Origin of the sequence: Xylophilus sp. (assembly GCA_009914555.1) — a bacterium.
In the GTDB taxonomy this organism is placed as follows: domain Bacteria; phylum Pseudomonadota; class Gammaproteobacteria; order Burkholderiales; family Burkholderiaceae_C; genus WNDY01.
This window is the reverse complement of record WNDY01000028.1, coordinates 1-26,130: the sequence shown is the minus strand read 5'-3', so window position 1 is coordinate 26,130 and position 26,130 is coordinate 1. Positions and strand designations below refer to the sequence as shown.

Annotated in this window: 28 protein-coding genes; 8 read left to right on the top strand and 20 right to left on the bottom strand. The window is 70.1% G+C overall.

What is annotated here, in order from left to right; translation table 11 throughout:
• Nucleotides 1–33: 33 nt before the first annotated feature.
• The 4 genes from GAK38_RS13440 to pncB form a co-directional block, all read right to left on the bottom strand.
• On the bottom strand, nt 34–1,176 hold the full coding sequence (locus GAK38_RS13440) for an MFS transporter (RefSeq protein WP_325344904.1): 1,143 nt from the start codon (nt 1,174–1,176) through the stop codon (nt 34–36).
• The gene (locus tag GAK38_RS13435; protein WP_325344902.1) at nt 1,173–2,501 is read right to left on the bottom strand and encodes a DNA recombination protein RmuC; all 1,329 of its coding nucleotides are present in this window, start codon (nt 2,499–2,501) and stop codon (nt 1,173–1,175) included. Before GAK38_RS13435 ends, GAK38_RS13440 begins: the two co-directional genes overlap by 4 nt.
• Complete coding sequence (locus tag GAK38_RS13430) at nt 2,501–3,493, bottom strand: 2-hydroxyacid dehydrogenase (RefSeq protein WP_325344900.1); 993 nt, start codon at nt 3,491–3,493, stop codon at nt 2,501–2,503. Before GAK38_RS13430 ends, GAK38_RS13435 begins: the two co-directional genes overlap by 1 nt.
• 88 nt (nt 3,494–3,581) lie before the next feature.
• Complete coding sequence (gene pncB / locus GAK38_RS13425; RefSeq protein WP_325344898.1) at nt 3,582–4,763, bottom strand: nicotinate phosphoribosyltransferase; 1,182 nt, start codon at nt 4,761–4,763, stop codon at nt 3,582–3,584.
• Nucleotides 4,764–5,045: 282 nt separating this feature from the next.
• Here pncB and GAK38_RS13420 point away from each other — a divergent pair, with 282 nt between their 5' ends.
• Nucleotides 5,046–5,627, top strand: a complete 582-nt coding sequence (locus GAK38_RS13420; protein ID WP_325344896.1) for a phasin family protein — start codon at nt 5,046–5,048, stop codon at nt 5,625–5,627.
• Between the two features lie 133 nt (nt 5,628–5,760).
• On the opposite strand, the gene GAK38_RS13415 is transcribed toward GAK38_RS13420, so the two are convergent.
• Complete coding sequence (locus tag GAK38_RS13415; RefSeq protein ID WP_325344894.1) at nt 5,761–6,693, bottom strand: patatin-like phospholipase family protein; 933 nt, start codon at nt 6,691–6,693, stop codon at nt 5,761–5,763.
• A 144-nt stretch (nt 6,694–6,837) separates the two neighbouring features.
• Between GAK38_RS13415 and GAK38_RS13410 the strand changes: the two genes are divergently transcribed.
• Nucleotides 6,838–7,599 (top strand): 3-hydroxyacyl-CoA dehydrogenase, encoded by a 762-nt coding sequence (locus GAK38_RS13410; RefSeq protein WP_325344892.1) that lies wholly within the window; start codon nt 6,838–6,840, stop codon nt 7,597–7,599.
• Nucleotides 7,600–7,753: 154 nt separating this feature from the next.
• Here the strand turns inward: GAK38_RS13410 and infA are convergent, their stop codons facing one another.
• The gene (infA, locus tag GAK38_RS13405) at nt 7,754–8,008 is read right to left on the bottom strand and encodes a translation initiation factor IF-1 (protein WP_325344890.1); all 255 of its coding nucleotides are present in this window, start codon (nt 8,006–8,008) and stop codon (nt 7,754–7,756) included.
• A gap of 367 nt (nt 8,009–8,375) precedes the next feature.
• On the opposite strand from infA, the gene GAK38_RS13400 reads away from it, so the two are divergent.
• Nucleotides 8,376–9,608, top strand: a complete 1,233-nt coding sequence (locus GAK38_RS13400) for a multidrug effflux MFS transporter (RefSeq protein ID WP_325344888.1) — start codon at nt 8,376–8,378, stop codon at nt 9,606–9,608.
• Between the two features lie 61 nt (nt 9,609–9,669).
• Here the strand turns inward: GAK38_RS13400 and GAK38_RS13395 are convergent, their stop codons facing one another.
• From GAK38_RS13395 to orn, 3 genes are all read right to left on the bottom strand, one after another.
• On the bottom strand, nt 9,670–11,145 hold the full coding sequence (locus GAK38_RS13395) for a sensor domain-containing diguanylate cyclase (RefSeq protein WP_325344886.1): 1,476 nt from the start codon (nt 11,143–11,145) through the stop codon (nt 9,670–9,672).
• A gap of 144 nt (nt 11,146–11,289) precedes the next feature.
• A complete protein-coding gene (locus tag GAK38_RS13390; RefSeq protein WP_325344884.1) occupies nt 11,290–13,035 on the bottom strand; it encodes a DEAD/DEAH box helicase in 1,746 nt (581 codons plus the stop codon).
• Nucleotides 13,036–13,339: 304 nt separating this feature from the next.
• A complete protein-coding gene (orn, locus tag GAK38_RS13385; RefSeq protein WP_325344882.1) occupies nt 13,340–13,945 on the bottom strand; it encodes an oligoribonuclease in 606 nt (201 codons plus the stop codon).
• Nucleotides 13,946–13,996: 51 nt separating this feature from the next.
• On the opposite strand from orn, the gene GAK38_RS13380 reads away from it, so the two are divergent.
• From GAK38_RS13380 to rsgA, 3 genes are read left to right on the top strand one after another with little or no spacing between them, the layout of a single operon-like run.
• Complete coding sequence (locus tag GAK38_RS13380; RefSeq protein WP_325344880.1) at nt 13,997–15,289, top strand: M48 family metallopeptidase; 1,293 nt, start codon at nt 13,997–13,999, stop codon at nt 15,287–15,289.
• A complete protein-coding gene (locus tag GAK38_RS13375; protein ID WP_325344878.1) occupies nt 15,286–15,642 on the top strand; it encodes a 4a-hydroxytetrahydrobiopterin dehydratase in 357 nt (118 codons plus the stop codon). Before GAK38_RS13380 ends, GAK38_RS13375 begins: the two co-directional genes overlap by 4 nt.
• Nucleotides 15,639–16,577 carry a ribosome small subunit-dependent GTPase A gene (gene rsgA, locus GAK38_RS13370; RefSeq protein WP_325344877.1) on the top strand — a complete coding sequence of 313 codons (939 nt, stop codon included), beginning with the start codon at nt 15,639–15,641 and terminating at the stop codon, nt 16,575–16,577. The genes GAK38_RS13375 and rsgA overlap by 4 nt, the downstream gene beginning before the upstream one ends.
• 3 nt (nt 16,578–16,580) lie before the next feature.
• Here the strand turns inward: rsgA and GAK38_RS13365 are convergent, their stop codons facing one another.
• The 8 genes from GAK38_RS13365 to rpsP form a co-directional block, all read right to left on the bottom strand.
• Nucleotides 16,581–17,549, bottom strand: coding sequence for a TraB/GumN family protein (locus GAK38_RS13365; RefSeq protein WP_325344876.1), 969 nt, complete (start codon nt 17,547–17,549; stop codon nt 16,581–16,583).
• On the bottom strand, nt 17,546–18,637 hold the full coding sequence (hisC, locus tag GAK38_RS13360; RefSeq protein ID WP_325344875.1) for a histidinol-phosphate transaminase: 1,092 nt from the start codon (nt 18,635–18,637) through the stop codon (nt 17,546–17,548). Before hisC ends, GAK38_RS13365 begins: the two co-directional genes overlap by 4 nt.
• A gap of 88 nt (nt 18,638–18,725) precedes the next feature.
• A complete protein-coding gene (locus tag GAK38_RS13355) occupies nt 18,726–19,706 on the bottom strand; it encodes a CobD/CbiB family protein (RefSeq protein WP_325344873.1) in 981 nt (326 codons plus the stop codon).
• A gap of 25 nt (nt 19,707–19,731) precedes the next feature.
• Nucleotides 19,732–20,457 carry a CoA pyrophosphatase gene (locus GAK38_RS13350; protein ID WP_325344872.1) on the bottom strand — a complete coding sequence of 242 codons (726 nt, stop codon included), beginning with the start codon at nt 20,455–20,457 and terminating at the stop codon, nt 19,732–19,734.
• Between the two features lie 94 nt (nt 20,458–20,551).
• Nucleotides 20,552–20,950, bottom strand: coding sequence for a 50S ribosomal protein L19 (gene rplS, locus GAK38_RS13345; RefSeq protein ID WP_325344871.1), 399 nt, complete (start codon nt 20,948–20,950; stop codon nt 20,552–20,554).
• Nucleotides 20,951–21,075: 125 nt separating this feature from the next.
• A complete protein-coding gene (gene trmD / locus GAK38_RS13340) occupies nt 21,076–21,843 on the bottom strand; it encodes a tRNA (guanosine(37)-N1)-methyltransferase TrmD (RefSeq protein ID WP_325344869.1) in 768 nt (255 codons plus the stop codon).
• Between the two features lie 156 nt (nt 21,844–21,999).
• Nucleotides 22,000–22,563 (bottom strand): ribosome maturation factor RimM, encoded by a 564-nt coding sequence (rimM, locus tag GAK38_RS13335; RefSeq protein WP_325344868.1) that lies wholly within the window; start codon nt 22,561–22,563, stop codon nt 22,000–22,002.
• A gap of 55 nt (nt 22,564–22,618) precedes the next feature.
• Nucleotides 22,619–22,882 carry a 30S ribosomal protein S16 gene (rpsP, locus tag GAK38_RS13330; RefSeq protein WP_325344866.1) on the bottom strand — a complete coding sequence of 88 codons (264 nt, stop codon included), beginning with the start codon at nt 22,880–22,882 and terminating at the stop codon, nt 22,619–22,621.
• Nucleotides 22,883–23,038: 156 nt separating this feature from the next.
• On the opposite strand from rpsP, the gene GAK38_RS13325 reads away from it, so the two are divergent.
• Nucleotides 23,039–23,575 carry a GNAT family N-acetyltransferase gene (locus GAK38_RS13325; RefSeq protein WP_325344864.1) on the top strand — a complete coding sequence of 179 codons (537 nt, stop codon included), beginning with the start codon at nt 23,039–23,041 and terminating at the stop codon, nt 23,573–23,575.
• On the top strand, nt 23,572–24,018 hold the full coding sequence (locus GAK38_RS13320; RefSeq protein WP_325344863.1) for an NINE protein: 447 nt from the start codon (nt 23,572–23,574) through the stop codon (nt 24,016–24,018). The genes GAK38_RS13325 and GAK38_RS13320 overlap by 4 nt, the downstream gene beginning before the upstream one ends.
• A 9-nt stretch (nt 24,019–24,027) precedes the next feature.
• On the opposite strand, the gene GAK38_RS13315 is transcribed toward GAK38_RS13320, so the two are convergent.
• From GAK38_RS13315 to GAK38_RS13305, 3 genes are all read right to left on the bottom strand, one after another.
• Nucleotides 24,028–25,038, bottom strand: a complete 1,011-nt coding sequence (locus tag GAK38_RS13315; protein WP_325344861.1) for an inorganic phosphate transporter — start codon at nt 25,036–25,038, stop codon at nt 24,028–24,030.
• A 16-nt stretch (nt 25,039–25,054) separates the two neighbouring features.
• Complete coding sequence (locus tag GAK38_RS13310) at nt 25,055–25,693, bottom strand: DUF47 domain-containing protein (protein ID WP_443089215.1); 639 nt, start codon at nt 25,691–25,693, stop codon at nt 25,055–25,057.
• Between the two features lie 26 nt (nt 25,694–25,719).
• The coding region (locus tag GAK38_RS13305; protein WP_325343662.1) for an IS3 family transposase at nt 25,720–26,130 on the bottom strand (411 nt) is incomplete at its 5' end.

Sequence of the window (26,130 nt, the reverse complement as noted above, 5' to 3'; positions counted from 1 at the left end):
GGGATTGCGCCGCAGCGGCGCCGCCGGCCTCGCTCAGAGCGAGCGCCCGAGCCGCCAGGCCGTGCGCGTGCCCAGCGCCACGGCCACGCCGATCACCCAGAACACGCTGGCCGCGCCGAGCGCCGCGCCGGCCGAGCCGAACAGCATCGGCATGGCCACGCTCGATGCGTTGATCGCCATGAGCCGCAGGCCCAGCGCCTCGCCGTGGCGCTCGTGCGGCGTGATCTGGTGCAGCATGCTCATGATCATCGGCTGCACCGCGCCGAGCGCCAGGCCCAGCAGCACCGAGCAGGCGGCCATGCCCCAGGCGCCGCGCATGAGCGGGTAGACGGCAAACACCGCCGCCACGGCGGCCATGGCCCAGGCGACCACCGCCGACTCGCGCAGGCGCTGCGCCAGCAGCGGCAGCGCCAGGCGCACGAGCGCCGCCGCCACGGCAAAGCTGCCGAGCACCGTGCCGATGGCCGAGGCGCTCAGCGCACGCTCGTTGCCGATCACCGGCACGAGGAAGGTGTGCACGTCCCAGCAGGACGAGACGATCCAGTTGATCAGCAGCAGGCGGCGGAATTCGCCCTCCCTGAGCAGGTCCCACACGCGGGCCCGGCTGGCTCCCGGCGGCGGCGCCACCGGCGGCAGCTCGGTGACGCCGCGCGCGCACCACCAGCTGGCCAGCGGCAGCAGTGCCAGCAGCGCGAAGGCCGCGCGAAAGCCCGCCAGGTCGATCGCCAGCCCGGCGCTGAACGGCCCGATGAAGCTCGATACCGCCGGCCCGAGCGCGAGCCAGCTGAAGGCCTGGCGCAGCGCGGTCGCCCCTTCGGCGATGCGGCCGACGTGGCGCTGCAGCACGATCGAGGCCGCGCCGCTGGCGCCGCCAGTGGCCAGCGCTGCGGCGCAGAGCACCGGAAACACCGGCCAGGCCGCGGCCAGCGCCGCGCCGCCGACGGCCACGCCGACCGCGATGGCCAGCGGCCGGCGCAGCCCGTGGCGGTCGGCATAGCGGCCGGCCGGCAGCGCAAGGAATACCTGTGTCAGCGCGAACAGCGCAAGCAGCATGCCGACGGCCGCGGCGCTGTAGCCCGCGCGCAGCGCAAGCAGCGGCGCGGCCAGCCGCACACCGGTCATGCAGGCATGCAGGAAGACCTGGGCCGCAACGAGCGACAGCAGCCCCGGCATCATGGCTGCGGCGGCTCCGCGTCGGGCACGGCCGGCAGCAGGCCGCGGGCCTGCTCGTCGGGCAGCGCCTCGACCTGGCGCAGCGCGCGGTTGAGCACGTTGGTGCGGGTCTGCGCCGCATCGAGCGTGTTGAGCACCGTCTGCGCCTGGTTGCGCACCTTGCCAAGCACGTCGCCGAACTTGCCGAATTCGGTCTTGACCGCGCCCAGCACCTGCCAGACCTCGCTCGACCGCCGCTCCAGCGCCAGCGTGCGGAAGCCCATCTGCAGCGCGTTGAGCATGGCCAGCAGCGTAGTCGGCCCGGCCAGCGTCACGCGGTGCTCGCGCTGCAGCGCCTCCACCAGGCCCGGGCGCCGCAGCACCTCGGCATAAAGTCCCTCGGTCGGCAAGAAGAGGATGGCGAAGTCGGTCGTGTGCGGCGGCTCGACGTACTTCTCGGCGATGGAGCGCGCCTCCAGCCGGATGCGGGCCTCCAGCGCGCGCGCGGCCAGTTCGGCGGCGGTAGCGTCGGCGCGCTGCTGGGCGTCGAGCAGGCGCGCATAGTCCTCGTTCGGGAACTTGGCGTCGATCGGCAGCCACAGCGGCGCGCCCGCGTCGCCGCGGCCCGGCAGGCGGATCGCGTAGTCCACCGCATGGCGCACGCCGGGCCGCGTGACGGCCTGGGCCACGTACTGGTCGGGTGCGAACACCTGCTCCAGCAGCGCGCCGAGCTGCGTCTCGCCGAAGGTGCCGCGGGTCTTGACGTTGGCCAGCAGGCTCTTCAAGTCGCCCACGCCCTGCGCCAGCGTCTGCATCTCGCCCAGGCCGCGGTGCACCTGCTCCAGCCGCTCGGCCACCTGGCGGAAGCTCTCGCCCAGGCGCGTCTCCAGTGTGGTCTGCAGCCGCTCGTCGACCGTCCTGCGCATCGCATCGAGCCGCTCGGCATTGCCGGCCTGCAGTTGCGCGAGCTGGGCTTCGAGCGTGGCGCGCACCTCGGCCATGCGGCGCGCGTTGGCTTCGCTCAACGCATGCAGTTGGGTGGACAGCGTGTCGCCGAGGCCGCGCTGCAGCAGGCCGATCTGCTGGGCCAGCGCGTCGATCTGGTGGTTCTGCGTGCGCGTGGCCTCGCCTGCCTGCTGCACCATGCTGCGCTGGAAGGTGGCGAAGGACTGCGCCTGCTCCTGGCGCGCGCCGCGTGCGGCAGCGTCGATGTCGCGCCGCAGCGCGTGTTCCAGGCGGTCGATGTGGTCAGCGTCGATACCATTGCCGTTCCTGCGCAGCAGCAGCGCGACCAGAAGCACCAGGTTGAGCGCGGCGAGCGCCCCCAGGATCAGGATGTCCGCCCGCATCAGGCGCCGCGCACCGCGTTCACCGGCGTGAGCGCTCCGCGCCCTTCGAAGAACGCGATCAGGTTGTCCGCCGCCAGATTCGCCATCGCCCGCCGCGTGGCGACGGTGGCGCTGGCGATGTGCGGCGTGAGCACCACGTTCTTCAGTGCGAGCAATTCCGGATGCACTTCGGGCTCGCCCGCGAACACGTCGAGGCCGGCGGCCGCGATGCGGCCTGCGCGCAGCGCCGCGGCCAGCGCCGCGTCGTCCACGATGCCGCCGCGCGCGATGTTGACGAGGGTGGCCGTGGGCTTCATCTTCGCCAGCTCGGCCGCGCCGATCGCATGGTGCGACGCGGCCGAGTACGGCAGCACCAGCACGAGGTGGTCGGCCGTGGCCAGCAGTTCGTCCGTGCCGACGTAGCGGGCCCGGCATGCGGCCTCCAGCTCCGGACCGAGGCGCGAGCGGTTGTGGTAGACCACGTCCATGCCGAAGCCGTGGGCGCCGCGCCGGGCGATGCCCTGGCCGATGCGGCCCATGCCAAGGATGCCGAGCGTGCTGCCGTGCACCTCGGCGCCGGCGAACATGTCGTAGCGCCAGCGCTTCCAGGCGCCCGCGCGCAGGTAGTGCTCGCTCTCGGTGATGCGGCGCGCCGTGGCCAGCAGCAGCGCGAAGCCGAAGTCGGCCGTGGTCTCGGTCAGCACGTCGGGCGTGTTGGTGCCGACCACGCCGCGCGCGGCGAGCGCGTCGACGTCGAAGTTGTTGTAGCCCACGGCCATGTTGGCGACGATCTTCAGCCGCGGCGCGGCCGCGAGCAGCGCGGCGTCGATGCGCTCGCTGCCGGTGGTGAGCGCGCCGTCCTTGTCGGCCAGCCGCACGGCCAGTTCGGCCGGGCCCCAGGGCGCGTCGCCCTGGTTGTGCTCGACCGCGAAGTGCCGCGACAGGCGGTCGATGATGTCGGGGAAGACGGCGCGGGCGACGAGGATGCGGGGCTTGCTGCGGTCGGTGGTCATGGCTGCGCAAAGAAAGGGAGAAACGGCAGGAGCTCGGATACTCCCACCACGATTGCCGTACAACGGCCGTCCGAAGCCCGCTACAGGGCTATACAGGCTCGGGTATTTCGAAGACCTGGCGCAGGTAGGCCAGGTATTTCTCGTCGTCGCACATGTTCTTGCCGGGCGAGTCGGAGAGCTTGGCCACCGGCTGGCCGTTGCAGCGCACCATCTTGATGACGATCTGCAGCGGCTCGTAGCCGAGGTCGTTGGTCAGGTTGGTGCCGATGCCGAAGGCCAGCTGGCAGCGGCCCTGGAAGCGGCGGTAGAGCTCGATGACGCGCGGGATCGTGAGGCTGTCGCTGAAGATCAGCGTCTTGGTGCGCGGATCGACGCGGTTGGCGCGGTAGTGCTCGATGATGCGCTCGCCCCAGGCGAACGGGTCGCCGCTGTCGTGGCGCGCACCGTCGAACAGCTTGCAGAAGTACATGTCGAAGTCGCGCAGGAAGGCGTTGATGCCGTAGACGTCCGACAGCGCGATGCCGAGGTCGCCGCGGTATTCCCGGGCCCACGACTCGAAACCGAACACCTGGCTGTCGCGCAGCCGCGGCCCCAGGCCCTGGCAGGCCTGGAGGTATTCGTGGGCCATGGTGCCCAGCGGCGTGAGGCCGTGCTTCATCGCGAACAGCACGTTGCTGGTGCCCGCGAGTTGGCCCCGTGCGCCGGTGCCGAGCCGGGCGACGAGCGTGCGCAGCACCTCCTCCTGCCAATCGCGGCTGAAGCGCCGGCGCGTGCCGTAGTCGGCAATCTTGAGGTCGCTGCCCTCGGCCTGCAGCTGGCCGAGCTTGGCGATGAGGCGGCGGCGGCCCTCGGCCAGGTCGGGCACACGCTGGGTGTTGCGGAAGTAGACCTCGTTGACGATCGCAAGCACCGGTATCTCGAACAGGATCGTGTGCAGCCACGGCCCCTTGATCGTGATGTCGATCTCGCCCGTGGACAGCGGCGTGACCGCGATGTTGCGCTCGTTGAGCTGGAACAGGCCGAGGAAGTCGACGAAGTCGCTCTTGATGAAGCGCATGGCCCGCAGGTAGGCCAGCTCGGCCTCGTGGAAGCGCAGCGTGCAGAGATGGCGGATCTCGGCGCGGATGTCGGCCACGTGCGACGCCAGATCGATGCCGGGCGTGCGGCAGCGGAAGCGGTACTCGGCCTGCGCGCCCGGGAACTGGTGGAGCACCACCTGCATCATGGTGAACTTGTACAGGTCGGTGTCGAGAAGGCTCTGGATGATCATGGTATGAAGGCATGCACGCCGCGCAGGGCTGGCGGCGGTGTCTCTTGCGTGGCTGCTCCTGGCGGGAATTCTGCCAGCCGCCGGCGCATCCCTGCGGCCCGGCGCCGGCGGGCCAGGCTCTAGAGAACTGCCTCTAGATTGCTGCAATGCAGCAAAAATGCCTTGCATCGGTGCGCAGCCTATCTATACTTGACAACAATGCTGCACCGCAACATAAACACGGCGCAGACAGGAAGAAGTCCCCCTTTTCGATCATTGACCATCCCTTTCTAGGAGCTTTCCATGTCCGTGACTGCCGAGCAAATCCTGGCAACCCACAAAGCCAACATCGACACGCTGTTCGGCCTGACCAGCAAGGCCTTCGAAGGCGTGGAGAAGCTGGTGGAGCTGAACGTGACCGCCTCGCGCGCCGCCCTGGCCGATGCCGCCAGCCACACCCAGGCCGTGCTTGGCGTGCGCGACGTGCAGGAGCTACTGGCCCTGCAGGCCAACCTGCTGCAGCCGCTGGCCGAGAAGAGCGCCTCGTACAGCCGCCATCTCTACGACATCGCCTCCTCCACGAGCAGCGAATTCAGCCGCGCCTTCGAAGCCAAGGCCGCCGAGGCCCAGCAGAACTTCGTCGGCCTGGTCGACAACGCCGCCCGCAATGCGCCGGCCGGCTCGGAAACCGCCGTCGCCGTGTTCAAGAGCGCCGTCTCGGCCGCCAACAACGCTTTCGAATCGGTGCAGAAGGCGGTCAAGCAGGCGTCCGACGTGGCCGAAGCCAACTTCAACGCCGTGACCACCCAGGCCACCAACGCCGCCAAGACGGCCACGGCCAACGCCGCTGCCGCCGCCTCGGCCGCCGCGCCGAAGAAGCGCTGAATTCCTGATCCGCTGCGCTGCCCGCAGGGCGGCGCGGCATCCAGGTCTCCTCGGGTCCCTGGAAAGCCACGCGGCTTCGGGATCCTTGCCAGCCCGGTCTGTCGACCGGGCTTTTTTGTGCCCGTACTCCTCGTCAGTGCGGTGCGCGGGCGGCCAGGGCCGCCTGCAGCGCCGGCAGCGCCTGCCGCATCGCCACGCGGCCGGCCTCGATCGAGCGGCGGCGCGAGGTGAAGTCGGCGCTGCCCACGCCGGCCAGCCCGGGGCGCACCACCACGTCGGCATCGCGCAGTTCGTAGCTGTTGATGCTGCGGCCCATGATGGCGAAGGTCTGCAGCAGCACCTGCAAGGTATCGGCCGTGGGGTTGCCTTCGGGCGCGGCCGAGATGTCGACCGCGATCACGAAGTTGGCGCCCATCTGGTGCGCATAGCGCACCGGCACCGGGGCGACCAGGCCGCCGTCCACGTATTCGCGCCCGGCGATCGCCACCGGCTGAAACACCGCCGGCACCGCGCTCGACGCCCGCACGGCGGTGCCGGCGCTGCCGCGCTGGAACAGCACGCCGTTGCCGCTGTGCAGGTCGGTCGCCACGATGCCCAGCGGCCGCGGCATGGTTTCGATCGGCCTGTTGGCCACCATGCCGTTGACGTAGCGGGCCAGCGCCTCGCCGCGCAGCATGCCGCGGGCGCTCAGCAGCGGCAGTGTCCAGTCGGTGAAGGCGGCCTCCTCCATCGTCTCGGCCAGCTGCTGGAGCTGCGCGCCGCTGCGGCCGCTGGCGTAGAGCGCGGCTACCAGGCTGCCGGCCGAGGTGCCGACGATGAAGTCGGGCTGGATGCCGGCCTCCTCCAGCACCTGGATCACGCCCACGTGGGCGAAGCCACGGGCTGCGCCGCCGCCGAGCGCCAAGCCGATGCGCAGCGGCAGCGCCGCGGGCGTCACGGCCGGCGGCGCGGCCGCAGGCGGCGCCACCGGCGCGGTGGTACAGCCGGCGGCGGCCAGGGCCAGCGCCAGCGCCGCCATGCGCGCGGCAGGCCAGCGGCGCAGCGCGCCGCATCGTCGTGTCTTCATCATCTCTTTCTCGCTCGAACCTGGGTCTTCGGCGGCGGCGCCGGCCGCCCCGCGCGTCGCGGAGGCGGCACTGTACGGCATCGCGACCCCGCCATAATTGACGTGCACGTCAATCTCACCCTCTCGACAAAGGAGACAGCGCATATGGAAATCCAGGGCAAGGTGTTCATCGTGACCGGCGGCGCATCGGGCCTCGGCGAAGGAGCGGCGCGGCTGCTGGCCGCCGAGGGCGCGACGGTCGTCATCGCCGACCTGCAGCAGGAGCGCGGCGAGGCGCTCGCGCGCGAGACCGGCGGCCACTTCGTGCGCTGCGACGTGAGCCAGGAGGCCGATGGCCAGGCCGTGGTGGCTAAGGCGGTGCAGGCCGGCCGGCTGTCGGGCCTGGTGAACTGCGCCGGCATCGCGCCAGCCGAGAAGACGGTGGGCAGGAACGGCGTGCACAGCCTGGCGCTGTTCAGCAGGACGGTCACGGTCAACCTGATCGGCAGCTTCAACATGATCCGCCTCGCGGCCGAGGCCATGGCCCGCAACGCGCCCGATGCGGCCACCGGCGAGCGCGGCGTGCTGATCTCGACCGCCTCGGTCGCCGCCTACGACGGGCAGATCGGCCAGGCGGCGTATGCCGCCTCCAAGGGCGGCGTGGTCGGAATGACGCTGCCGATCGCGCGCGACCTCGCAAGGAACGGCATCCGCAACATGACGATCGCGCCCGGCATCTTCGGCACGCCGATGGTCTTCGGCATGCCGCAGGAGGTGCAGGACGCGCTGGCCGCGGGCATCCCCTTCCCGTCGCGGCTGGGCACGCCGCAGGACTATGCGAAGCTGGTCAAGCACATCGTCGAGAACGAGATGCTCAACGGCGAGGTGATCCGGCTGGACGGCGCCGTCCGCTTGGCCCCCAGGTAGGCTATCACGGGGGTATAGCCTCATAGCGCTTGAAACACGGGTGCTACGGGCGGCCAATATGGGGAGTATCTTCCACGCACAAAGAAAAGCCGCGCTCCGGCGACAAGGAAGCGCGGCTCGTGCCGTGGCTGCCCGGCCTGCGGGCGGCGGGCAGTCAGCGGCGGGGCGTGCTCGGCGCCGGGCCGCGGCCGGCCAGGTGGCGGAAGGTGATGCGGCCCTTGGTCAGGTCGTAGGGCGACATCTCCAGCGACACCTTGTCGCCGGCCAGGATGCGGATGTGGTGCTTGCGCATCTTGCCGCCGGTGTAGGCCACGAGCTGGTGGCCGTTGTCGAGCGTCACGCGGAAACGCGAGTCCGGCAGGACTTCGGTCACCTGGCCCTGCATTTCGATCAGTTCTTCCTTGGCCATCGTCTCAAATCTCCAAATTCAAAAAGGCGCCTGGCACGCACCGCGCAGCCCGCTGGATGGGCCGGCGCCAGGACAGCGCGAACTCGGCAGCGGATCGTTCGGCAAGGGGGAAGCGCAGGCGGTGCGGCGTGCGCAAGAGGCGGCAGCTGCGAAGGCGCCATCCTCGTCGTGCCTGGCCGGCTGCCCGCGCGAATCTCGCGGGTGCCGGGGCATCAGGCATGCTCCCGGACAATTCACGCGGGGCACGAGCTGGAACACCCGGTATTATAGCTGGTTGCGCGCTTTTTTTGCCTGTTCGCACGACAGACGCGGACCATCCGCTCCCCGCCATGGCGGCGTGCGGCAACCGTTCCCACACAGCTCCCTCATGCATCCAGACGCTGCGAACCTCTGGCGCGGCCCCCGCTGGGCCCTGGCCGTCCTGCTGGCCGTGCTCGGCATGCTGGGGCCCTTCTCGATCGACACCTACATCCCGGCCTTCTCGGGCATCGGCGCCGCGCTGGGCGCCACGCCGGTGGAGATGCAGCAGACGCTGTCGGCCTACCTGTTCGGCTTCGCCTTCATGAACCTGTTCCACGGCGCACTGGCCGACAGCTTCGGCCGGCGGCCGGTGGTGCTGACGGGGCTCGCGGTGTTCACGCTGGCCTCCGCCGGCTGCGCGCTGTCGCAGAGCGTGGGCCAGCTGGTGCTGCTGCGCGCGCTGCAGGGGCTGTCGACCGGCGCGGGCATCGTGGTCTCGCGCACGGTGATCCGCGACGTGTTCCCGCCGTCGCAGGCGCAGCGCGTGATGAGCCAGGTGACGATCTACTTCGGCGTGGCTCCGGCCGTGGCGCCGATGGTGGGCGGCTGGCTGTTCGTGCACCTGGGCTGGCACAGCATCTTCTGGTTCCTGACCGCCGTCGGCGTCGTGCTGTGGACAGCCAACTTCCGCCTGCTGCCGGAGACGCTGCATCCCTCGCAGCGCCAGCCGTTCAACGTGCGCAACCTGATGGCCGGCTACTGGCAGCTGCTGTCGAGCCCGCGCTTCATGCTGCTGGCGCTGGCCAGCGGCGTGCCGTTCAACGGCATGTTCCTCTACGTGCTGGCGGCGCCGGCCTTTCTCGGCGAGCACCTGCACCTGGGACCGACGCAGTTCTTCTGGTTCTTCATCCTGACCATCGGCGGCATCATGGGCGGCGCCTGGACCAGCGGCCGGCTCGCAGGCCGCATCGCGCCGAAGCGGCAGATCCGCCACGGCTTTCTGATCATGCTGGCAGTCGGCCTGGTCAACCTTGCCGCCAACCTGCTGTTCGCCGCGCAGCCCTGGTGGGCGCTGCCGCCGATCGGCGTGTTCGCCTTCGGCTGGGCGCTGATGGTGCCCGTGGTGACGCTGCTGGTGCTGGACCTCTACCCCGAGCGCCGCGGCATGGCCTCGTCGTTGCAGGCCTGCGTGGGCTCGGTGGCCAACGGGCTGGTGGCCGGCGTGGTCGCGCCGCTGGTCATGCATTCGACGCCCGCGCTGGCCGCGGCATCGCTCGCGATGCTGGGCGTGGGGCTGGCGTCGTGGATCGGGCTGCACCACCGCTGGCCGGAGATCGGCCACAGCGTGGCCGAGGGCTGATACTCTCCAGCCTTCCACCTGCCAGCGCGCGGCTTGCGGGCGCTTGAGGCATATACTCCCTCTATCTGATCCGACGGTGCCGGCCGCTCTCCCGGTAGTGGCGCAGCTTCTCGCCGTACATGGCCTCGTCCGCGCGCTGCAGTGCGGCCTCCAGCGGGGAGCCTGCGGGGCAGACGGCGATGCCGATGGCCAGACTCAGCGTGGCGCCGGTGTAGAACTGGTTGTTGAGCTCCAGCAGCGACTCGATGCGCTCGCGCATCGCCTGGGCGCCGCGCTCGTCGGTGCCGGGCAGCAGGATGGCGAACTCGTCGCCGCCGACGCGCGCGGCGCAGGCCGGCGCATCGACCGCCTTGCCCAGCACCTCGCCCACGCGGCGCAGCATGGCGTCGCCGGCCGCGTGGCCCTGCTCGTCGTTGACCGCCTTGAGGCCGTTGAGGTCGATGGCCAGTACGGCGACCGGCCACGGTCCCTTGCGCATCAGGCGGTTGATCTCCTCGGCGTAGTAGGCGCGGTTGCGCAGCTGCGTGAGCACGTCGTGCTTGCCGAGGTATTCGAGGTAGGCCTCGGCCTTCTTGCGCGCGGTGATGTCCACCAGCGAGACCAGCACCAGGTCCCAGCGCGCCTCGTGGCCCGGCAGCACCGAGAACTGCATGTGGATATGGATGCGGTCGCCGGTCAGCGCGTAGTTGACGACCTCGCGCTGCTGCACCGTGCGGCCGCTCCACAGGTCCACCAGCTGCTCGGCGAAGGAGTCGTGCATCTCGTCGCGGAACACTTCGCGCAGGCCGCCGAGCAGCCGCTCCTTCGACGGCGCGCCGAACATCTCCAGCGTCTGCCGGTTCACGTCGATCACGCGGATCTCCTGCATGCAGCGGGTGATGAAGCTCGGGTGCACCTTCAGGAAGGTCTGGAAGTCGGCGATGCCGTTGCGACGGACCTCATCGAGCAGCTGGCGCACCGCGCTGAAGTCCTCGACCCACAGCGACACCGGCGACTGCTCGAACAGGCCGCGCGCGTACTGCTCGCTGTCGGTCACGCGGCGTAGCGCGGCCTGCTGGGCGGTCACGTCCTCGACCGAGACCAACACCCGGTCCCAGCGCGCCTCGTGGCCCGGCAGCACGCGCCCGCGCACGATCACGTCGAGCCGGCGGCCGTCGAGCGCGTAGTTCACGGTCTGGTTCGAGAACACGGTGCGGCCTTCCCACAGGGCCATCCATTCCTCGCCCACGCCGTCATACATGTCGTCGCGGAAGACGCGGTCCAGGCTGCCGAGCAGCGCCGCCTGGTCGGGCGCGGCGAACAGGTCGAGCGTGCGCTGGTTGACCTGGAGCACGCGGATGGCGGCCGTGCTCTCGGCCAGACGGGCCGGATCGCCGGCCAGGTGGGCGCGCAGGTCGGCCACGCCTTCGGCGCGCCAGCGGTCGAACAGGGCCTTGAGCGCGCTGTAGTCCTCCAGCCAGAGCGACACCGGCGCCAAGTCGAACGTGTGTTCGAAATCGGCGGCGGAGGACACGGAGGCGTTGGCGGGTGAGGTCATGGCGCTCGGCGGTTCGTCGGAAGTGGCGGCATTCTCCCATCGGCCGCGCACTGCACATCGCACCTGTCGCGCGGACGTGAAAAAAGCCCGCCGGCGGCGGGCTCGGTGAAACTTCGGGGCGCGCAGCGCACGCCCCGCTGTCGATCAGCGTGCGGGCCGGGCCGGGCGGCGCGCGTCGTGCGGCACGAACGGCTTGCCGCCGAAGCCGCCGCCGGCCGGCGCACCCCGGCCGCGACCGCCGCCGGCCGCGTCGTTGCGCGGGGCGAAGCTGTTGCCGCCGCGGTCGCCGAAGCCGCTCTTGCGGCTGTAGGCGTCGTTGTCGCGGCGGTCGCCAAAGCCACCACCGTTGCCACGGTCGCCGAAGCTGCGGCGATCACTGCCAAAACCGCCGCGATCACCACCCCGGCCGCCACCGTTGCCGCCGAAGCGGCCGCCGCGCGGACCGCCGTCGCCGCGGCTGCCGTAGTCGGCACGGGTGCGCGTGTCGGGGAAGCGCTGCTGCGGCTCCAGGCCCGGAATGATCTCGGCCCTGAACTGCTGGCGACTGTAGCCCTCGATGTCGAAGATCTTGCGGCGGTCGCGGAACTCGGCGAACGTGACGGCCAGGCCGTCGCGGCCCGCGCGGCCGGTGCGGCCGATGCGGTGGGTGTAGTCCTCGGCCTTCATCGGCAGGCCGAAGTTGAAGACGTGGGTGATGGTCGGCACGTCGATGCCGCGCGCGGCCACGTCGGTCGCGACGAGGATCTGCACCTGACCGCTGCGCAGCGCCATCAGGCGGCGGTTGCGCAGGCCCTGGCTCAGCGCGCCGTGCAGCGCGACGGCGCTGAAGCCTTCCTGCTGCAGGTCGGTGGCCAAGCCGTCGCATTCGACCTGGGTGCTGGCGAAGACGATGGCCTGGTTGATGCCGGTGTCGCGCAGCCAGTGGTCGAGCATCTTGCGCTTGTGCTGGGCATTGTCGGCCCAGAAGAGCTTCTGCTCGATGTTGGCGTGCTTCTGCTGTGGGCTGGCGATCTCCAGGCGCTGCGGCTCGCGCATCACGCGCGCGGCCAACTGCTGGATGCGCGGCGCGAAGGTGGCGCTGAACATCATGGTCTGGTGGCGCTCGATGGTGAGCTGGTTGATCTCGGCCAGGTCGTCGGCAAAGCCCAGGTCGAGCATGCGGTCGGCTTCGTCGACGACGAGGAAGCGCATCTGGTCGAGCTTGATCTGCTGCGAGCGCTGCAGGTCCAGCAGGCGGCCCGGCGTGGCGACGACGAGGTTGGCATTCTGCAGGCGGGCGATCTGCAGCTGGTAGGGCATGCCGCCCACCACGTTGGTCACGCGCAGGCCGCGGCAGTGCTTGACGAGGTCGATCGCGTCGTGCGCGACCTGCTGGGCCAGTTCGCGCGTCGGGCACAGCACGAGCGCGCCTGGCGTCGCCGCCTTGAAGTGGCGCGCATCGGTCGGGTTCTTGCGGCGCGGGCGCTTCGGAGGCGGCTCGCCGCGCTCGGCGGCAACGGCTGCGGCACGCTCGTAGGCTTGCCGTTCGGCGGCTTCGGCCTCGGCCTGCTGGCGCACCAGGGTGTGCAGCACCGGCAGCAGGAAGGCGGCGGTCTTGCCGCTGCCGGTCTGGCTGGAGACCATCAGGTCGGTATAGCGCGCGCCTTCGCGGCCCATGGCCAGCGGAATCGCCTGGGCCTGCACGGCGGTGGGCTGGCTGTAGCCGAGGTCGGCCACGGCCTGCACCAGCTCGGGCGCCAGGCCCAGCTCGACGAAGCCGTTGGGCTCGGCCTGCACGCCCGTGTCTTCGGCGCCTTCGGAGAGGGCGGCGGCGGTCTTCAGGGAAGTCTCGGAAACAGTATTTTCGGCAGGCGCAAATGCGCCCTGCTCGTCTCGCAGGGAGTCGGTCATGGACAGCTTTTCAACAAAAGGGATGGTCCGCGCGCTGCCGTCGTGGCAGGAGAGCGCGTGCTTGCATCCGATGGTCGGGAAAACATCAACCATCAAACGAAGCCGGCGCCGCGAGGCGGCGCTGGGTCGGGTGTCAATCTCGCGGTATCCGAAAGCCTGGAGCCAGGCCGGACCGCAAACCCGGTGTGTGACAGGAGATGCGCACTTTTTTCAGCGCCGCCGTCCTGTGCAGGTCAGCGAGCGCGAAGCCTGCGATTGTCGCAGATCACGGGTTTTCCCGCAAGCCGTACGAAAGGTGGGCGCATTACTTGGCGAGGAAGTGCTCGCGGTAGTGCGCGAGTTCCTCGATGGATTCGTGCACGTCGGCCAGCGCCGTGTGCTTCTGCGCCTTTTTGAAGCTGTTGTAGACCTCTGGCTTCCAGCGCTTGGCCAGCTCCTTGAGCGTGCTGACGTCGAGGTTGCGGTAGTGGAAGAAGGCTTCGAGCCTGGGCATGTACTTGACCAGGAAGCGCCGGTCCTGCCCGATGGTGTTGCCGCACAGGGGGCTCTTGCCTTTGGGCACGTACTGCTTGAGGAAGGCGATGAGCTGCTCCTCGGCCTCGGCCTCGGTCATGGTCGAGGCCCGCACCTTGTCGATCAAGCCGCTCCTGCCATGGGTGCCCTTGTTCCAGGCGTCCATGCGGTCGAGCACCGCATCGCTCTGGTGGATGACGAACACCGGGCCTTCGACGCGCGGCGCGAGGTCGGGGCCAGTCACGACGACGGCGATCTCCAGCAGCCGGTCGGTCTCGGGCTCGAGGCCCGACATCTCGCAGTCGAGCCAGATGAGGTTCTGGTCGGACTTGGCCAGTACGGTGGCGGCGGCATCTTCGGCAACGGGGGCGGCGGCGGGGAGGGTGTTCTCGGACATGGCCGGGATTGTCGCCCAAGGACACCTGGCTGCCGCTCTACACTCTGTTCCATGCCGTCGTCCGCTCCGACTCCCAACCTCCCGCTGGCGCTCACGCTGGCCTTTGCCGCGGCGCTGGCCGCCGGGCTGCTGGTGCGGCTGTGGCTGGCCTCGCGCCAGATCCGCCACGTCGCGCAGCATGCCGACCGGGTGCCCGCGCCGTTCGCTGTGCGCGTCACACCCGAGGCGCACCGCAAGGCTGCCGCCTACACCATTGCCAAGTCGCGCTTCGGCATCGCCGAGACGGCGCTTGCTGCTGCCGTGCTGCTGGACTGGACGCTGCTCGGCGGGCTCGATGCACTCAACCGCGCGCTGCTGGCCGCGCTCGGCCCCGGCATGGCGCAGCAGCTGGCGCTGCTCGCGGCGTTCGCGCTGATCGGCGGGCTGATCGACCTGCCGGCGTCGCTCTGGCGCACCTTTGTGATCGAGCAGCGCTTCGGCTTCAACCGTACCACGGTGCGACTGTGGTTCGGCGACCTGCTGAAGTCCACGCTGCTCGGCGCGGCCATCGGCCTGCCGATCGCGGCGCTCATCCTGTGGCTCATGGCTGCGGCCGGCAGCTGGTGGTGGCTGTGGGCCTGGGCCGTGTGGACCGGCTTCAACCTGCTGCTCATGGTGGTCTACCCGGCTTTCATCGCGCCGCTGTTCAACACGTTCAAGCCGCTCGACGACGCGGTATTGAACGAGCGCGTGACCGCATTGATGCAGCGCTGCGGCTTCGCGGCCAAGGGCCTGTTCGTGATGGATGGCAGCCGTCGCAGCGCGCACGGCAACGCCTATTTCACCGGCCTGGGCGCGGCCAAGCGCGTGGTGTTCTTCGACACGCTGCTCGCGCGCCTGTCGCCGCCCGAGGTCGATGCGGTGCTCGCGCACGAGCTGGGCCACTTCAAGCACCGCCATATCACCAAGCGCATGGTCGGCCTGTTCGCCGCGAGCCTCGCGGGCTTCGCGCTGCTGGGCTGGCTGTCGACGCAGGGCTGGTTCTACCTGGGGCTGGGCGTGCGCCCGTCGCTCGATGGCGGCGCGCCGAACGATGCGCTCGCGCTGCTGCTGTTCCTGCTCGCGGCGCCGGTCTTCCTGTTCTTCGTCGCACCGGTGTTCGCCCAGCTGTCGCGGCGCGACGAGTTCGAGGCCGATGCCTACGCGGTCGCACAGACCAGCGGCGCCGACCTGTCGACCGCGCTGCTCAAGCTCTACGAGGACAACGCCTCCACGCTCACGCCGGACCCGCTGTTCGCGCGCTTCTACTACTCCCACCCGCCGGCGTCGGAACGCCTGGCACGCCTCGGAGCCACGCCATCATGACGACCGCATCCCGCCCCGCCAGCGACCTGCACACCACCGACTGGTCCGCCCAGCCGGCGCGCCGCGCGCTCAACGCCACCGAGATCGTGGGCCAGCTCGCGCAGCGCAGCGGCTGGACGCTCGCCGGCGACGGCGCCGACGTGGCAATCGAGAAGACCTTCCGCTTCGCCGACTACTTCGAGACCATCGCCTTCGTCAACGCGGTGGCCCTGGTCGCCCACCGGCTGGACCACCACCCGGACCTGTCGGTGCACTACAACCGCGCCGTCGTGCGCTGGAACACGCACGATGCCGGCGGCCTGACGGCTACCGACTTCGACGCGGCAGGGCGCGTGGACGCGCTTCTTTCGTGAAGCGCAAGAGCGCGCACGGCGGCGGCGCCCCTGCGGCGCTGCAGGAAGGGCTGGTCGTCGGCAGCCACGGCCGCCACTGCGTGGTCGAGACGCCCGACGGCCAGCGCGTGATCTGCCACCCGCGCGGCAAGAAGACCGCCGCGGTGGTCGGCGACCGCGTGCAGTGGCTGGCATCGGAAGACGAGGGCACGATCGAGCGGGTGCAGGAGCGGCGCAATCTGTTCTACCGGCAGGACGAGATCCGCACCAAATCCTTCGCCGCCAACCTCGACTTGGTGCTGATGCTGGTGGCGGCCGAGCCGGTGTTCTCCGAGATGCAGCTCGCGCGCGCGCTGGTCGCGGCCGAGGACGCCGGCATCGCGCCGCTGATCGCCCTCAACAAGCAGGACCTGGCCGCGCCCTTCGCCCAGGCCTGGGAGCGGCTCGCGCCCTACCGCGCGATAGGCTACGAGGTACTGCCGCTGTCGCTGTCCGGCAGCCGCGCCGCGGCCGCGCACGCGGCGCTGGCCGAGCGCCTGCGGGAAAAGACCACGCTGGTGCTCGGCCCGTCGGGCGCGGGAAAAAGCACGCTGACCAACCTGGTGGTGCCCGAGGCTCGCGCGGCCACCGGCGAGATCTCGCAGGCCCTGCAATCGGGCCGCCACACGACCACGACGACGAGCTGGTACTGGGTGGACCGCGCCTCGCACACCGCGCTGATCGACTCGCCGGGCTTCCAGGAATTCGGCCTGCACCACATCGCCGCGGCGCACCTGCCGGACTGCATGCCCGACATCCGCGCCCATGCGCAGGACTGCCGCTTCTACAACTGCACCCACCTGCACGAGCCGGGCTGCGGCGTGATCGCGGCCGTGCAGGCCGGGCAGATCAGCGCGAGCCGCTACCGCATCTATGGCGAGCTGTACGCCGAGCTGAGCCGGGCGCCGCGGTACTGAGCCTCAGCGCCGCTGCGGCACCAGCGGCACGACGCGGAAGCCGCGCGCTTCCAGCAGCGCCGGCAGTCCCTGCGGGCCGATCATGTGAAGGGCACCCACGGCCGCGAACACCGGCTCGCCCTGGGCATGCAGCGCCGCGATGCCGTCGGCCAGCGCCGGGTTGCGGCCATCCAGCAGTGCGCGCATCTGTGCGCGCTCCAGGTCGGTGCGCTCGCATTCGCACCAGCTGCGGTAGTCGGCCAGCCGGCTGATGTCAGCGCTGCTCCACACGGCAGTCAGCGTGGCGGCGACCTCCTGCGCGCGCGCATCGTCCAATACCTCCAAGCCCTCGGCGACGGCCTCGTCCGACACATCCGCGCTGCCGAGCAGGGCCTGCATCTGCGACTCCGGCGTCTCCAGCGCCTTGACCGGCCAGCGGCGCACCTTGGCCCACTGCACCAGGATGCTCTCGGACGAGAACTCGGCATAGAGCTGCTGGTACCGCAATGCCTGCATCTGCATCACGGCCAGCAGCAGCAGGGGATGCATCGCATCGCGCAGCGGCTCGGGCAGGCACAGCCGGCGCAGCTGCGCATCGACCCGCGGCCGCAGCGCCGCCGGCCACGCCGCCGGGTGGCGGGCGATCTCGGCGGCGAGGCGGCGCTGGGTGTCCGCGTCCGTCGGGTCCAGCTCCAGGGCGAGCACGCGGCTGGCGTCCAGGGCGGCGCGGATGCGCGGGCCGGGCACCATCCAGTCCGCGCGGCCCACGTGTTGCGTGCCGTAGAGGTAGGAGCTGCGGCCGTTTTTCTCGATGCGCCAGAGAAAGCCGCGGTCGATGGCCGCGGCAGCCTGGCGGCGCAGCGCGGCGGCGTCGGGGGCCACCGGGGCCGGTGGGCAGGAGGCAGTGTCGTCCGCGGCAGCTGCCGTCCGCACCAGCGCCACGGCCAGCCACAGGCCGGCCGCCAGCGCGCGCAGCCAGCGGCCTGCCTTCACGATGAAGCGATGACCCGGGTCAGCGCCTGCACCAGCGCATCGCACTGGCCCGGCGTGCCGATGCTGATGCGCAGGTACTGCGCGATGCGCTCTGGCTGGCGGAAGTGGCGCACCAGCACCTTGCGCTCGCGCAGGCTGGCCGCGAGCGCGGCCGCGTCATGCGCCGCATGCCGCACGAAGACGAAGTTGGCCTGTGACGGCAGCACCTCGAAGCCCAGGTCTTCGAGCTGCAGCGTGAGACCTTCGCGGCTGTCGATCACCGCGGCGCGGGTCTTGTCGAAGTACGCCGCGTCCTCGTAGGCGGCGATGGCGCCGGCCTGGGCCAGGCGGTCCAGCGGATAGGAGTTGAAGCTGTTCTTCACCCGCTCCAGCGCATCGATCAGCGGCCGCTGGCCCACGGCGAAGCCCACGCGCAGGCCGGCGAGCGAGCGCGACTTGGACAGCGTGTGCACCACCAGCAGGTTGGGATGGCGGTCGACCAGGCCGATGGCGCTTCCGCCGCCGAAATCGACGTAGGCCTCGTCCACCAGCACCACACGGTGCGGGCTGGCCGCGAGCAGACGCTCGATCTGCGCGAGCGGCAGGCCGATGCCGGTCGGCGCGTTCGGGTTGGCGATCACGATGCCCGCGTGCGGCGCCGCGGCCCGGGCGGCGAGCGCGTCCACGTCCACCCCGAGCGCCGCGTCCAGCGGCACCAGCTGCGGCGCGATGCCGAACAGGCCGCAATAGACGCGGTAGAAGCTGTAGGTCACGTCGGCGAACAGCAGCGGCTGGCCGGCGTGCTGGAAGAACGCGAAGAACGCCAGCCCCAGCACCTCGTCGGAGCCGTTGCCGACGAAGACCTGGCCCGCATTGACGCCGTGGTGCGCGGCCAGCGTCTGGCGCAGCACGGTCGATTCGGGGTCGGGATAGCGCTCCAGCCCCTCGCGCGCCGCAGCGGAGATGGCGGCGATGGCCCGCGGCGACGGCGGATAGGGGTTCTCGTTGGTGTTGAGCTTCACCAGACCGTCTACGCGCGGCTGCTCGCCGGGCACGTAGGGCACCAGGGTGCCCACGACGGGGCTCCAGAAGGATGGGGGCGTGGTCATCGGCGAAAAAAGCGGTTTCGTTATATACAGGCAGGAGTTATAGCTGTAAGCGCCCGGATTTCGCGCGCTGCCAGCCTATACCCCCGTATCAACCCAAAAGGCGGGCCAGCGTCAGCAGCGCGAGCAGCACCATCCAGACGACGACCGAGCGCCACACCAGGCCGACCACGCTGCGCAGGTGGCTGACCTCGGGCTCGCGGCCGGGCGTGCTGGCGCCGTCGCCGGCCTCGATCGGAAAGCCCTCGACGGTGGACGGCGCGTAGCTGGCCCGCAGCGCCTCGCCGCCCAGGCGCATGCCGATGGCGCCCGAGGTGGCGGCCAGGATCACGCCGTCGTTGTCGTTGGGAAAGTGCTGCACATGGAAGCGCCAGCCATCGATCGCCTCCTCGAAGCTGCCGACCACGGCGAAGCACAGCGCCGTCATGCGCGCGGGCAGCCAGTCGATCACCGTCCAGGCCTGCGCAGCGGCGCGCTGCAGCGAGAAACTCGCGGGCTGGCTGCGCGTGTGGTCCTTGTACTTCCAGTAGCGCGAGACGAACTCGGCCATGCGGTAGAACACCGCGCCCGCCGGCCCCAGCCCGAACACCGCCAGCACCGAGAACCAGGCCAGCACGCCGAACACGTGGCGGTGCGCGGCCAGCACCGAATACTCGACCACGTGGCGCACCACCTCGCTGCGCGGCAGGTCGGCCACCTCGACCTGCTGCCACTGCGCGAGCAGTTCGCGCGCGCGGTACTCGTCGCCTTCCTCCAGCGCATCGCGGATGCCGGTGAAGTGGTGGCTGAACTGGCGGAAGCCCAGCGTGATGTAGAGCACGGCCACGCTCCAGAGCACGGCCGCCGGCCAGCCGATGCCCCAGAACAGCAGCGCGTAGACCGCCTGCACCGCGATGGCCGGCACGGCGACCGCCAGCGTCCAGGCGACCCAGCCGTGGTGCGGACGGCCGGCGTCGAAGTTGCGGCTGACCGACAGCGCCCAGGCCCGCAGGCCCGCATGGATGGGGTTGTTGCGCGCGAGCGGACGGACCTGCTCGATCAGCAGCGCCAGCAGGATGGCGAAAAAACTCATGGGCGCCAATGATAGTGGCGCTGCCTCATGCGGACAGGAAGCGGTAGAGATTGCGCAGCATGCCGGCGGTCGCGCCCCAGATGAAATGCTCCTTCGCACCGTCGTTCCAGGGCATCGAGAACCACTCGCGGCGCACCGCGTCCGGCCCTTCATAGACGTGGCGGCGGTGGTTGGCCGGGTCCGCCAGGAAGACCAGCGGCACCTCGAACACGTCGGCCACCTCGTAGGCGTTGGGCGCGAGCACGAAGTCCGGCCGCACCAGCGCCACCACCGGCGTGATGACGAAGGCCGTGCCGGTCCGGTAGGTCGGCAGCGCGCCGATCACCTCGGCGAAGCGGGCTTCGAGGCCGACCTCCTCATGCGCCTCGCGCAGCGCGGTGGCCGCCGGGCTGGCGTCGGTCGGGTCGGCCCGCCCGCCAGGGAACGCGACCTGACCCGAATGGTTGGACAGGTGCGCCGTGCGCTCGGTCAGCAGCACCGTGGGCCCCGACCCGCGCTGCACGATGGGGATGAGGACGGCAGCCTGCGTCGGCGCGCGGTCGCCGGACCAGCGCTCCAGCACCACCTCGGGCGACCACGGCGGCGGCGCGGCGAAGCGCCCGCGCAGCGCGTCGGCCGTCAACGCCGCGGCCAGGACGGCGGGCAGGTCCGCATCGACGCCCGCGACAGCGACCTCCCGCGGGTCGAAGCCGGGCAGCGACGAGGTGGGCGCGATGACGGAGGAGACGATGCGCTCGGGACGGCTGGTCATGGTGGGCGGCGGGTTCTCGGAGGACTCCAGAATGCAAAAGGCCGCTACGCGCCTGTGCGGTAGCGGCCTGCGGGCCTGCGGCGGCTGCGACGTCTTATGCCGCTGCTGCCGGTGCTGCTGCACCCTTGTTGAGGCGCGCCGGCAGCTTTTCCTTGATGCGTGCCGACTTGCCGCTGCGCGAGCGCAGGTAGTACAGCTTGGCACGGCGCACATCGCCGCGGCGCTTGACCTCGATGCCGGCGATCAGCGGGCTGTAGGTCTGGAAAGTGCGCTCCACGCCTTCGCCGCTGGAGATCTTGCGCACAGTGAAGGCGCTGTTGAGGCCGCGGTTGCGCTTGGCGATCACGACGCCTTCGTAGGCCTGCACGCGCTTGCGGGTGCCTTCGACGACGTTCACGCTCACGATGACGGTGTCGCCCGGCGCGAAGTCGGGGATGGTCTTGCCCAAGCGGGCGATTTCCTCTTGTTCGAGGATCTGGATCAGGTTGCTCATTGCTTTTTGCTCCGCGATCGTGGCCGCACCACAAGCGGCAGGCGTCGGGATTGACGTCGAAAGGCCCGGGTTTGCAGATGCAAGGGATCAGCGCTGCAGGCGCTGCGGACCGGTCGGCCAGAGGATCACGCAACCCGAGATTGTAGCAGCTTTGCGAGCACGGCCTCGTCCTTGCGGTCGAGGCGGCCGCCGGCGCGTGCCGCGTCGATCCGTTCGGGCCGGTGCGCCGCCGTGACGGCCAGGCGCTGGTCCCGCCGCCAGCGCTCGATCTGCGCATGGTGGCCCGAGAGCAACGCGGTCGGCACGGCCTGGCCCTCCCAGACCTCGGGCCGGGTGTAGTGTGGGCAGTCGAGCAGCCCGTCGAGCGCGGGGTTGAAGCTGTCCTGCTGGTGGCTGCCCTCATCGCCCAGCACGCCTGGCTGCAAACGCGCCACCGCGTCGAGTAGCGCGATCGCCGCGATCTCCCCGCCCGAGAGCACGAAGTCGCCCAGGCTCAACTGCACGTCGATGAAGGTGTCGATGAAGCGCTGGTCCAGCCCTTCGTAGCGGCCGCAGACCAGGACCGCGCCGGCGCCGGCCGACCAGCGGGCCACTTCGCCGTGGTCGATGCGCCGGCCGATGGGCGAGAACAGCACGGCCGGCGCCGGCTCGGCCTCGGCCCGGTCGGCGCGCACGGCTCGCAGGCAGCGCGCCAGCGGCTCGGCCATCATCACCATGCCGGGGCCGCCGCCGAACGGGCGGTCGTCCACGCGGCGGTAGTTGCCCTCGGCGTGGTCGCGCGGGCTCCAGAAGCGGACGTCGACCAGCCCCTGCGCATAGGCGCGCCGCGTTACGCCAGCCGCGAGGAACGGAGCGAACAGTTCGGGGAACAGCGTGATGATGTCGAAGCGCATGAAAACCCTGTCAGACAGTGCTGGACGCAGCATGCACCACCGCGCAGCCGAGGCCAGCAGACGCCGCGCAAGGGCCGCCCCGCCGCGCTGGCGCCGCCCTTCTTCCCGCGCCGCGAGAGAAGGGGGGAGCAGCGAAGCTGCTCGGGGGAATGCTCATCAATAGTCAGGCTGCCAGTCGACGGTGATGCGGCGGCCCGGGAGATCCACCGCGTCGACGTAGGCCGACACGAAAGGAATCATGCGCTCGCGCGGCTTGCCGTCCTGCTCGTAGCCCAGCACCAGCGTGGTCTGCGGGCCGGTGGCCAGCAGTTCGCGCACGGCCCCCAGCGCCACGCCTTCGCGGTTGACCACGTCCAGGCCGATCAGATCGACCCAGTAGTACTCGTCCTCGGCGGCGGTCGGGAAGCTGGAGCGCGGCACGAAGATGCGCGCACCGCGCAGCGCCTCGGCGGCATCGCGGTCGTCGATGCCGTGGGCCGAGACCACAACGGTGCCGGAGTGCTCGCGCGACGCTTTGATAGCCAGCCGCCGGGTGCCGGCGAAATGGCGCGCGCCCTTCTCGGGAGGTTCGAGGAACCAGCGCTTGGAAGAAAAAAGCGCCTCCGGCGTGGCGCTGTGGGGCTGGACGCGGAACCAGCCCTTGACGCCCCAGGCGTCGGCGATGCGGCCGACCTCAATCGCGTTTGCTGGCAGGTCCGCGGCGTCGAGATCGAGTGCCATGGGCGTCTGGAAAAGAAAAAGCCGCCGACCCGGGCCGGCGGCCTTCAGCCTTCTGTCAGGCAGCGGCGGTCGTCTTGGCGGCAGCCTGCTTGACCAGGCGATCCACGGTCGGCGAGGTCTGGGCGCCGACACCGACCCAGTACGTCAGGCGGTCCTGGGCGATGCGCAGGCCTTCCTCGCCTTCCTTGGCGGTCGGGTTGTAGAAGCCCAGGCGCTCGATGAAGCGGCCGTCGCGGCGCACGCGCTTGTCGGCGACGACGATGTTGAAAAAGGGACGGCCCTTGGAGCCGCCGCGGGAGAGTCGAATGGCAACCGACATGATCTATCCTTCGGGTGGCGCGGCAGACGGCCTTCCTTTGTAGGTGATGGGGCCCGCCGCGGAATTCCTCCAGCGTTGAGACACGCGACATGGCCACCCGGCCAGCGACACGCTGAATAGCCCGCCATTATATAGCGCCTGCTGCAGCACTTGACCATGCCCATCATCCGACCGAGCCGCGACGAGGATGTCGCCGCCATCGCCGCCATCTATGCCCACCATGTGCTGCATGGCACCGGCACCTTCGAGATCGAGCCGCCCTCGCCCGCTGACATGGCCGCGCGGCGCGCCGATGTGCGGGGCCGCGGGCTGCCGTGGCTGGTGGCCGAGGACGGCGGCCGGGTGCTGGGCTTCGCCTACGCGAACTGGTTCAAGCCGCGGCCGGCCTACCGCTTCTCGGCCGAGGACTCGATCTACGTCGCCGACGCGGCGCGTGGACGCGGCCTGGGCCGGCTGCTGCTCGCGGCGCTGGCCCAGGCGGCCGAGGCGGCCGGCGTGCGCAAGCTGCTCGCCGTGATCGGCGACTCGGCCAATGCCGGCTCCATCGGCCTGCACGAGGCCCTCGGCTTCAGCCACGTCGGCGTGCTCCGGTCGGTCGGCTGGAAGTTCGACGCCTGGCGCGACATCGTGCTGATGGAGAAGGTGCTCGGCGCCGGCGACAGCACGCCGCCGGTGCTGGACGCGCCGCGATGAAGAACAAGACCGTCGCCGCCTGGCTCGCCTTCCTCGGCGGGCCGCTGGGCCTGCACCGCTTCTACCTGCGCGGCTTCGGCGACGCGCTCGGCTGGCTGCTGCCGATACCCACCGTGCTCGGCCTCTACGGCATCGAACGGGCACGGCACTACGGGCTGGACGACGGCTGGAGCTGGGTGCTGATCCCGCTCGTCGGCTTCACGATCGCCGGCTGTGCGCTGACCGCCATCGTCTACGGCCTGGCCGCGCCCGAGAAGTGGAACGCGCGCCACAACCCGCAGCAGCCGGTCGATGCGCAAGCCGGGCGCACCGGCTGGCTCACGGTCGGCGCCGTGGCGCTGGCGCTGCTGATCGGCACCGGCGTGCTGATGGCCAGCCTGGCCTTCAGCTTCCAGCGCTATTTCGAATACCAGATCGAGGAAGCGCGCCGGATCTCGCAGTGACTGCGCCGGTCAGAACAGCCGCCAACTGACCCAGTAGCCGATCGCCGCGACGAAAGCGGCTGCGGGGATGGTCAGGATCCAGGCCCAGACGATGTTGCCGGCCACGCCCCAGCGCACCGCGCTCGCGCGCTGCACCGAGCCCACGCCGACGATGGCGCCGGTGATGGTGTGGGTGGTGGAGACCGGCACGCCGATCAGCGTGGCCAGGAACAGCGTCAGCGCCCCGCCGGTCTCGGCGCAGAAGCCGCCCACGGGCTTGAGCTTGGTGATCTTCTGGCCCATGGTCTTGACGATGCGCCAGCCGCCGAACATGGTGCCCGCGGCGATCGCGGTGTAGCAGCAGACGATCGCCCAGGTCGGCGGCGAGGTGTCGGCCGCCGATGCGTAGCCGGTGGCGATCAGCAGCATCCAGATGATGCCGATGGTCTTCTGCGCGTCGTTGCCGCCGTGGCCCAGGCTGTAGGCCCCGGCCGAGAGCAGCTGGAGCCGGCGGAACCACCGGTCCACGCGCGACGGCGTCGTGCGGCGGAACAGCCAGGCCACCACCACCATCATCAGCGAGCCGAGGACATAGCCCAGCAGCGGCGAGATGAAGATGAAGGCCACGGTGCGCAGCACGCCCGAGGCGACGAGCGCGCCGGTGCCGGCCTTGGCGATGGTCGCGCCGACGATGCCGCCGATCAGCGCATGCGACGAGCTGCTCGGTATGCCGTAGAACCAGGTGATGAAGTTCCAGGTGATGGCGCCGGTGAGCGCGCCGAACACCACGTGCACGTCGACCACGCCGGGCTCGGCGATGCCCTTGCCCACGGTGGCCGCCACGCTCAGGTGAAAGACGAAGATCGCGACGAGGTTGAAGAACGCGGCGAACAGCACCGCCTGCGCGGGTTTCAACACGCCGGTGGAAACCACGGTGGCGATCGAGTGCGCCGCGTCGTGGAAGCCATTCATGAAGTCGAACACCAGGGCGAGCGCCACCAGCACGGCGATGACCCACAGGGCCACCTGGACGGTCGTCATCGAAAGCGCCCCCGGCTCAGGAGTTCTCGAGGACGATGCCCTCGATGTGGTTGGCGACGTCCTCGCACTTGTCGGTGATGGTCTCCAGCAGCTCGTAGATGGCCTTGAGCTTGATGACCTCGCGCACGTCGGGCTCCTCGCGGAACAGCTTGCTCATGGCCGCGCGCATCACGCGGTCGGCGTCGGATTCGAGGCGGTCGATCTCCTCGCCGGTCTTGAGCGCGGCCTCGGCGGTGCTGGGGTCAGCCAGCTTGTCGAGCAGCCGGACGGCGTCGCGCAGCCGCTCGCAGCACTTGAGGCTCAGGTCCGACAGGCGGGTGATCTCTTCGGTCATGTGGCGCACGTCGTAGAGCGCCATGGTCTCGGCGGAGTCCTGGATCAGGTCGGCCACGTCGTCCATCGTGTTGATGAGCGAATGGATCTGCTCGCGGTCGCTCGGTGTGATGAAGGTCTTGTGGATCGCGCGGTTGACGTCCTGGGTCACGCGGTCAGCCGCGCGCTCGGCGTTGTCCACGTCCTGCGCATACTTCTCGCGCAGGTGCGCATCGTTGTAGTGGGCCGCCAGTTGCGAGAAGGCCCGTGCGGCCTCGACGATGCGGTCCGCATGCTGATTGAACATCTCAAAAAAATTGCCCTCCCGGGGCAGCTGATTGATCTTGCCCCTGATTTACGGACACCTATCTAAGCGACGTTGGCCAGCTCGTACTGCTCTGGGCTGAGGTAGCCCAGGGTCGAGTGCAGCCGGATCCGATTGTAGTCAACCTCAATGTAGTCAAACACATGAGCCTTGGCCTGCTCCCGTGTGGCGAGGTGTTCACCATGGATGGCCTCGACCTTCAGACTGTGGTTCCAACTCTCCATTGCTGCGTTGTCGTAGCAGTTGCCTCTGGCACTCATGCTGGCGATCAAAGCGTATTGCTCCAACAGGGCGCGGTGCTCGCGCGAGCAGTATTGGCTACCACGGCCAGTATGCACGATCACTCCCCGAGGCCGATTGCGAGCAAACAGCGCCATGCGCAGCGCGTCGCAAACCAGCGTAGCCGTCATGCGCTCAGACATCGACCAGCCCACAACCTTACGCGAATACAGGTC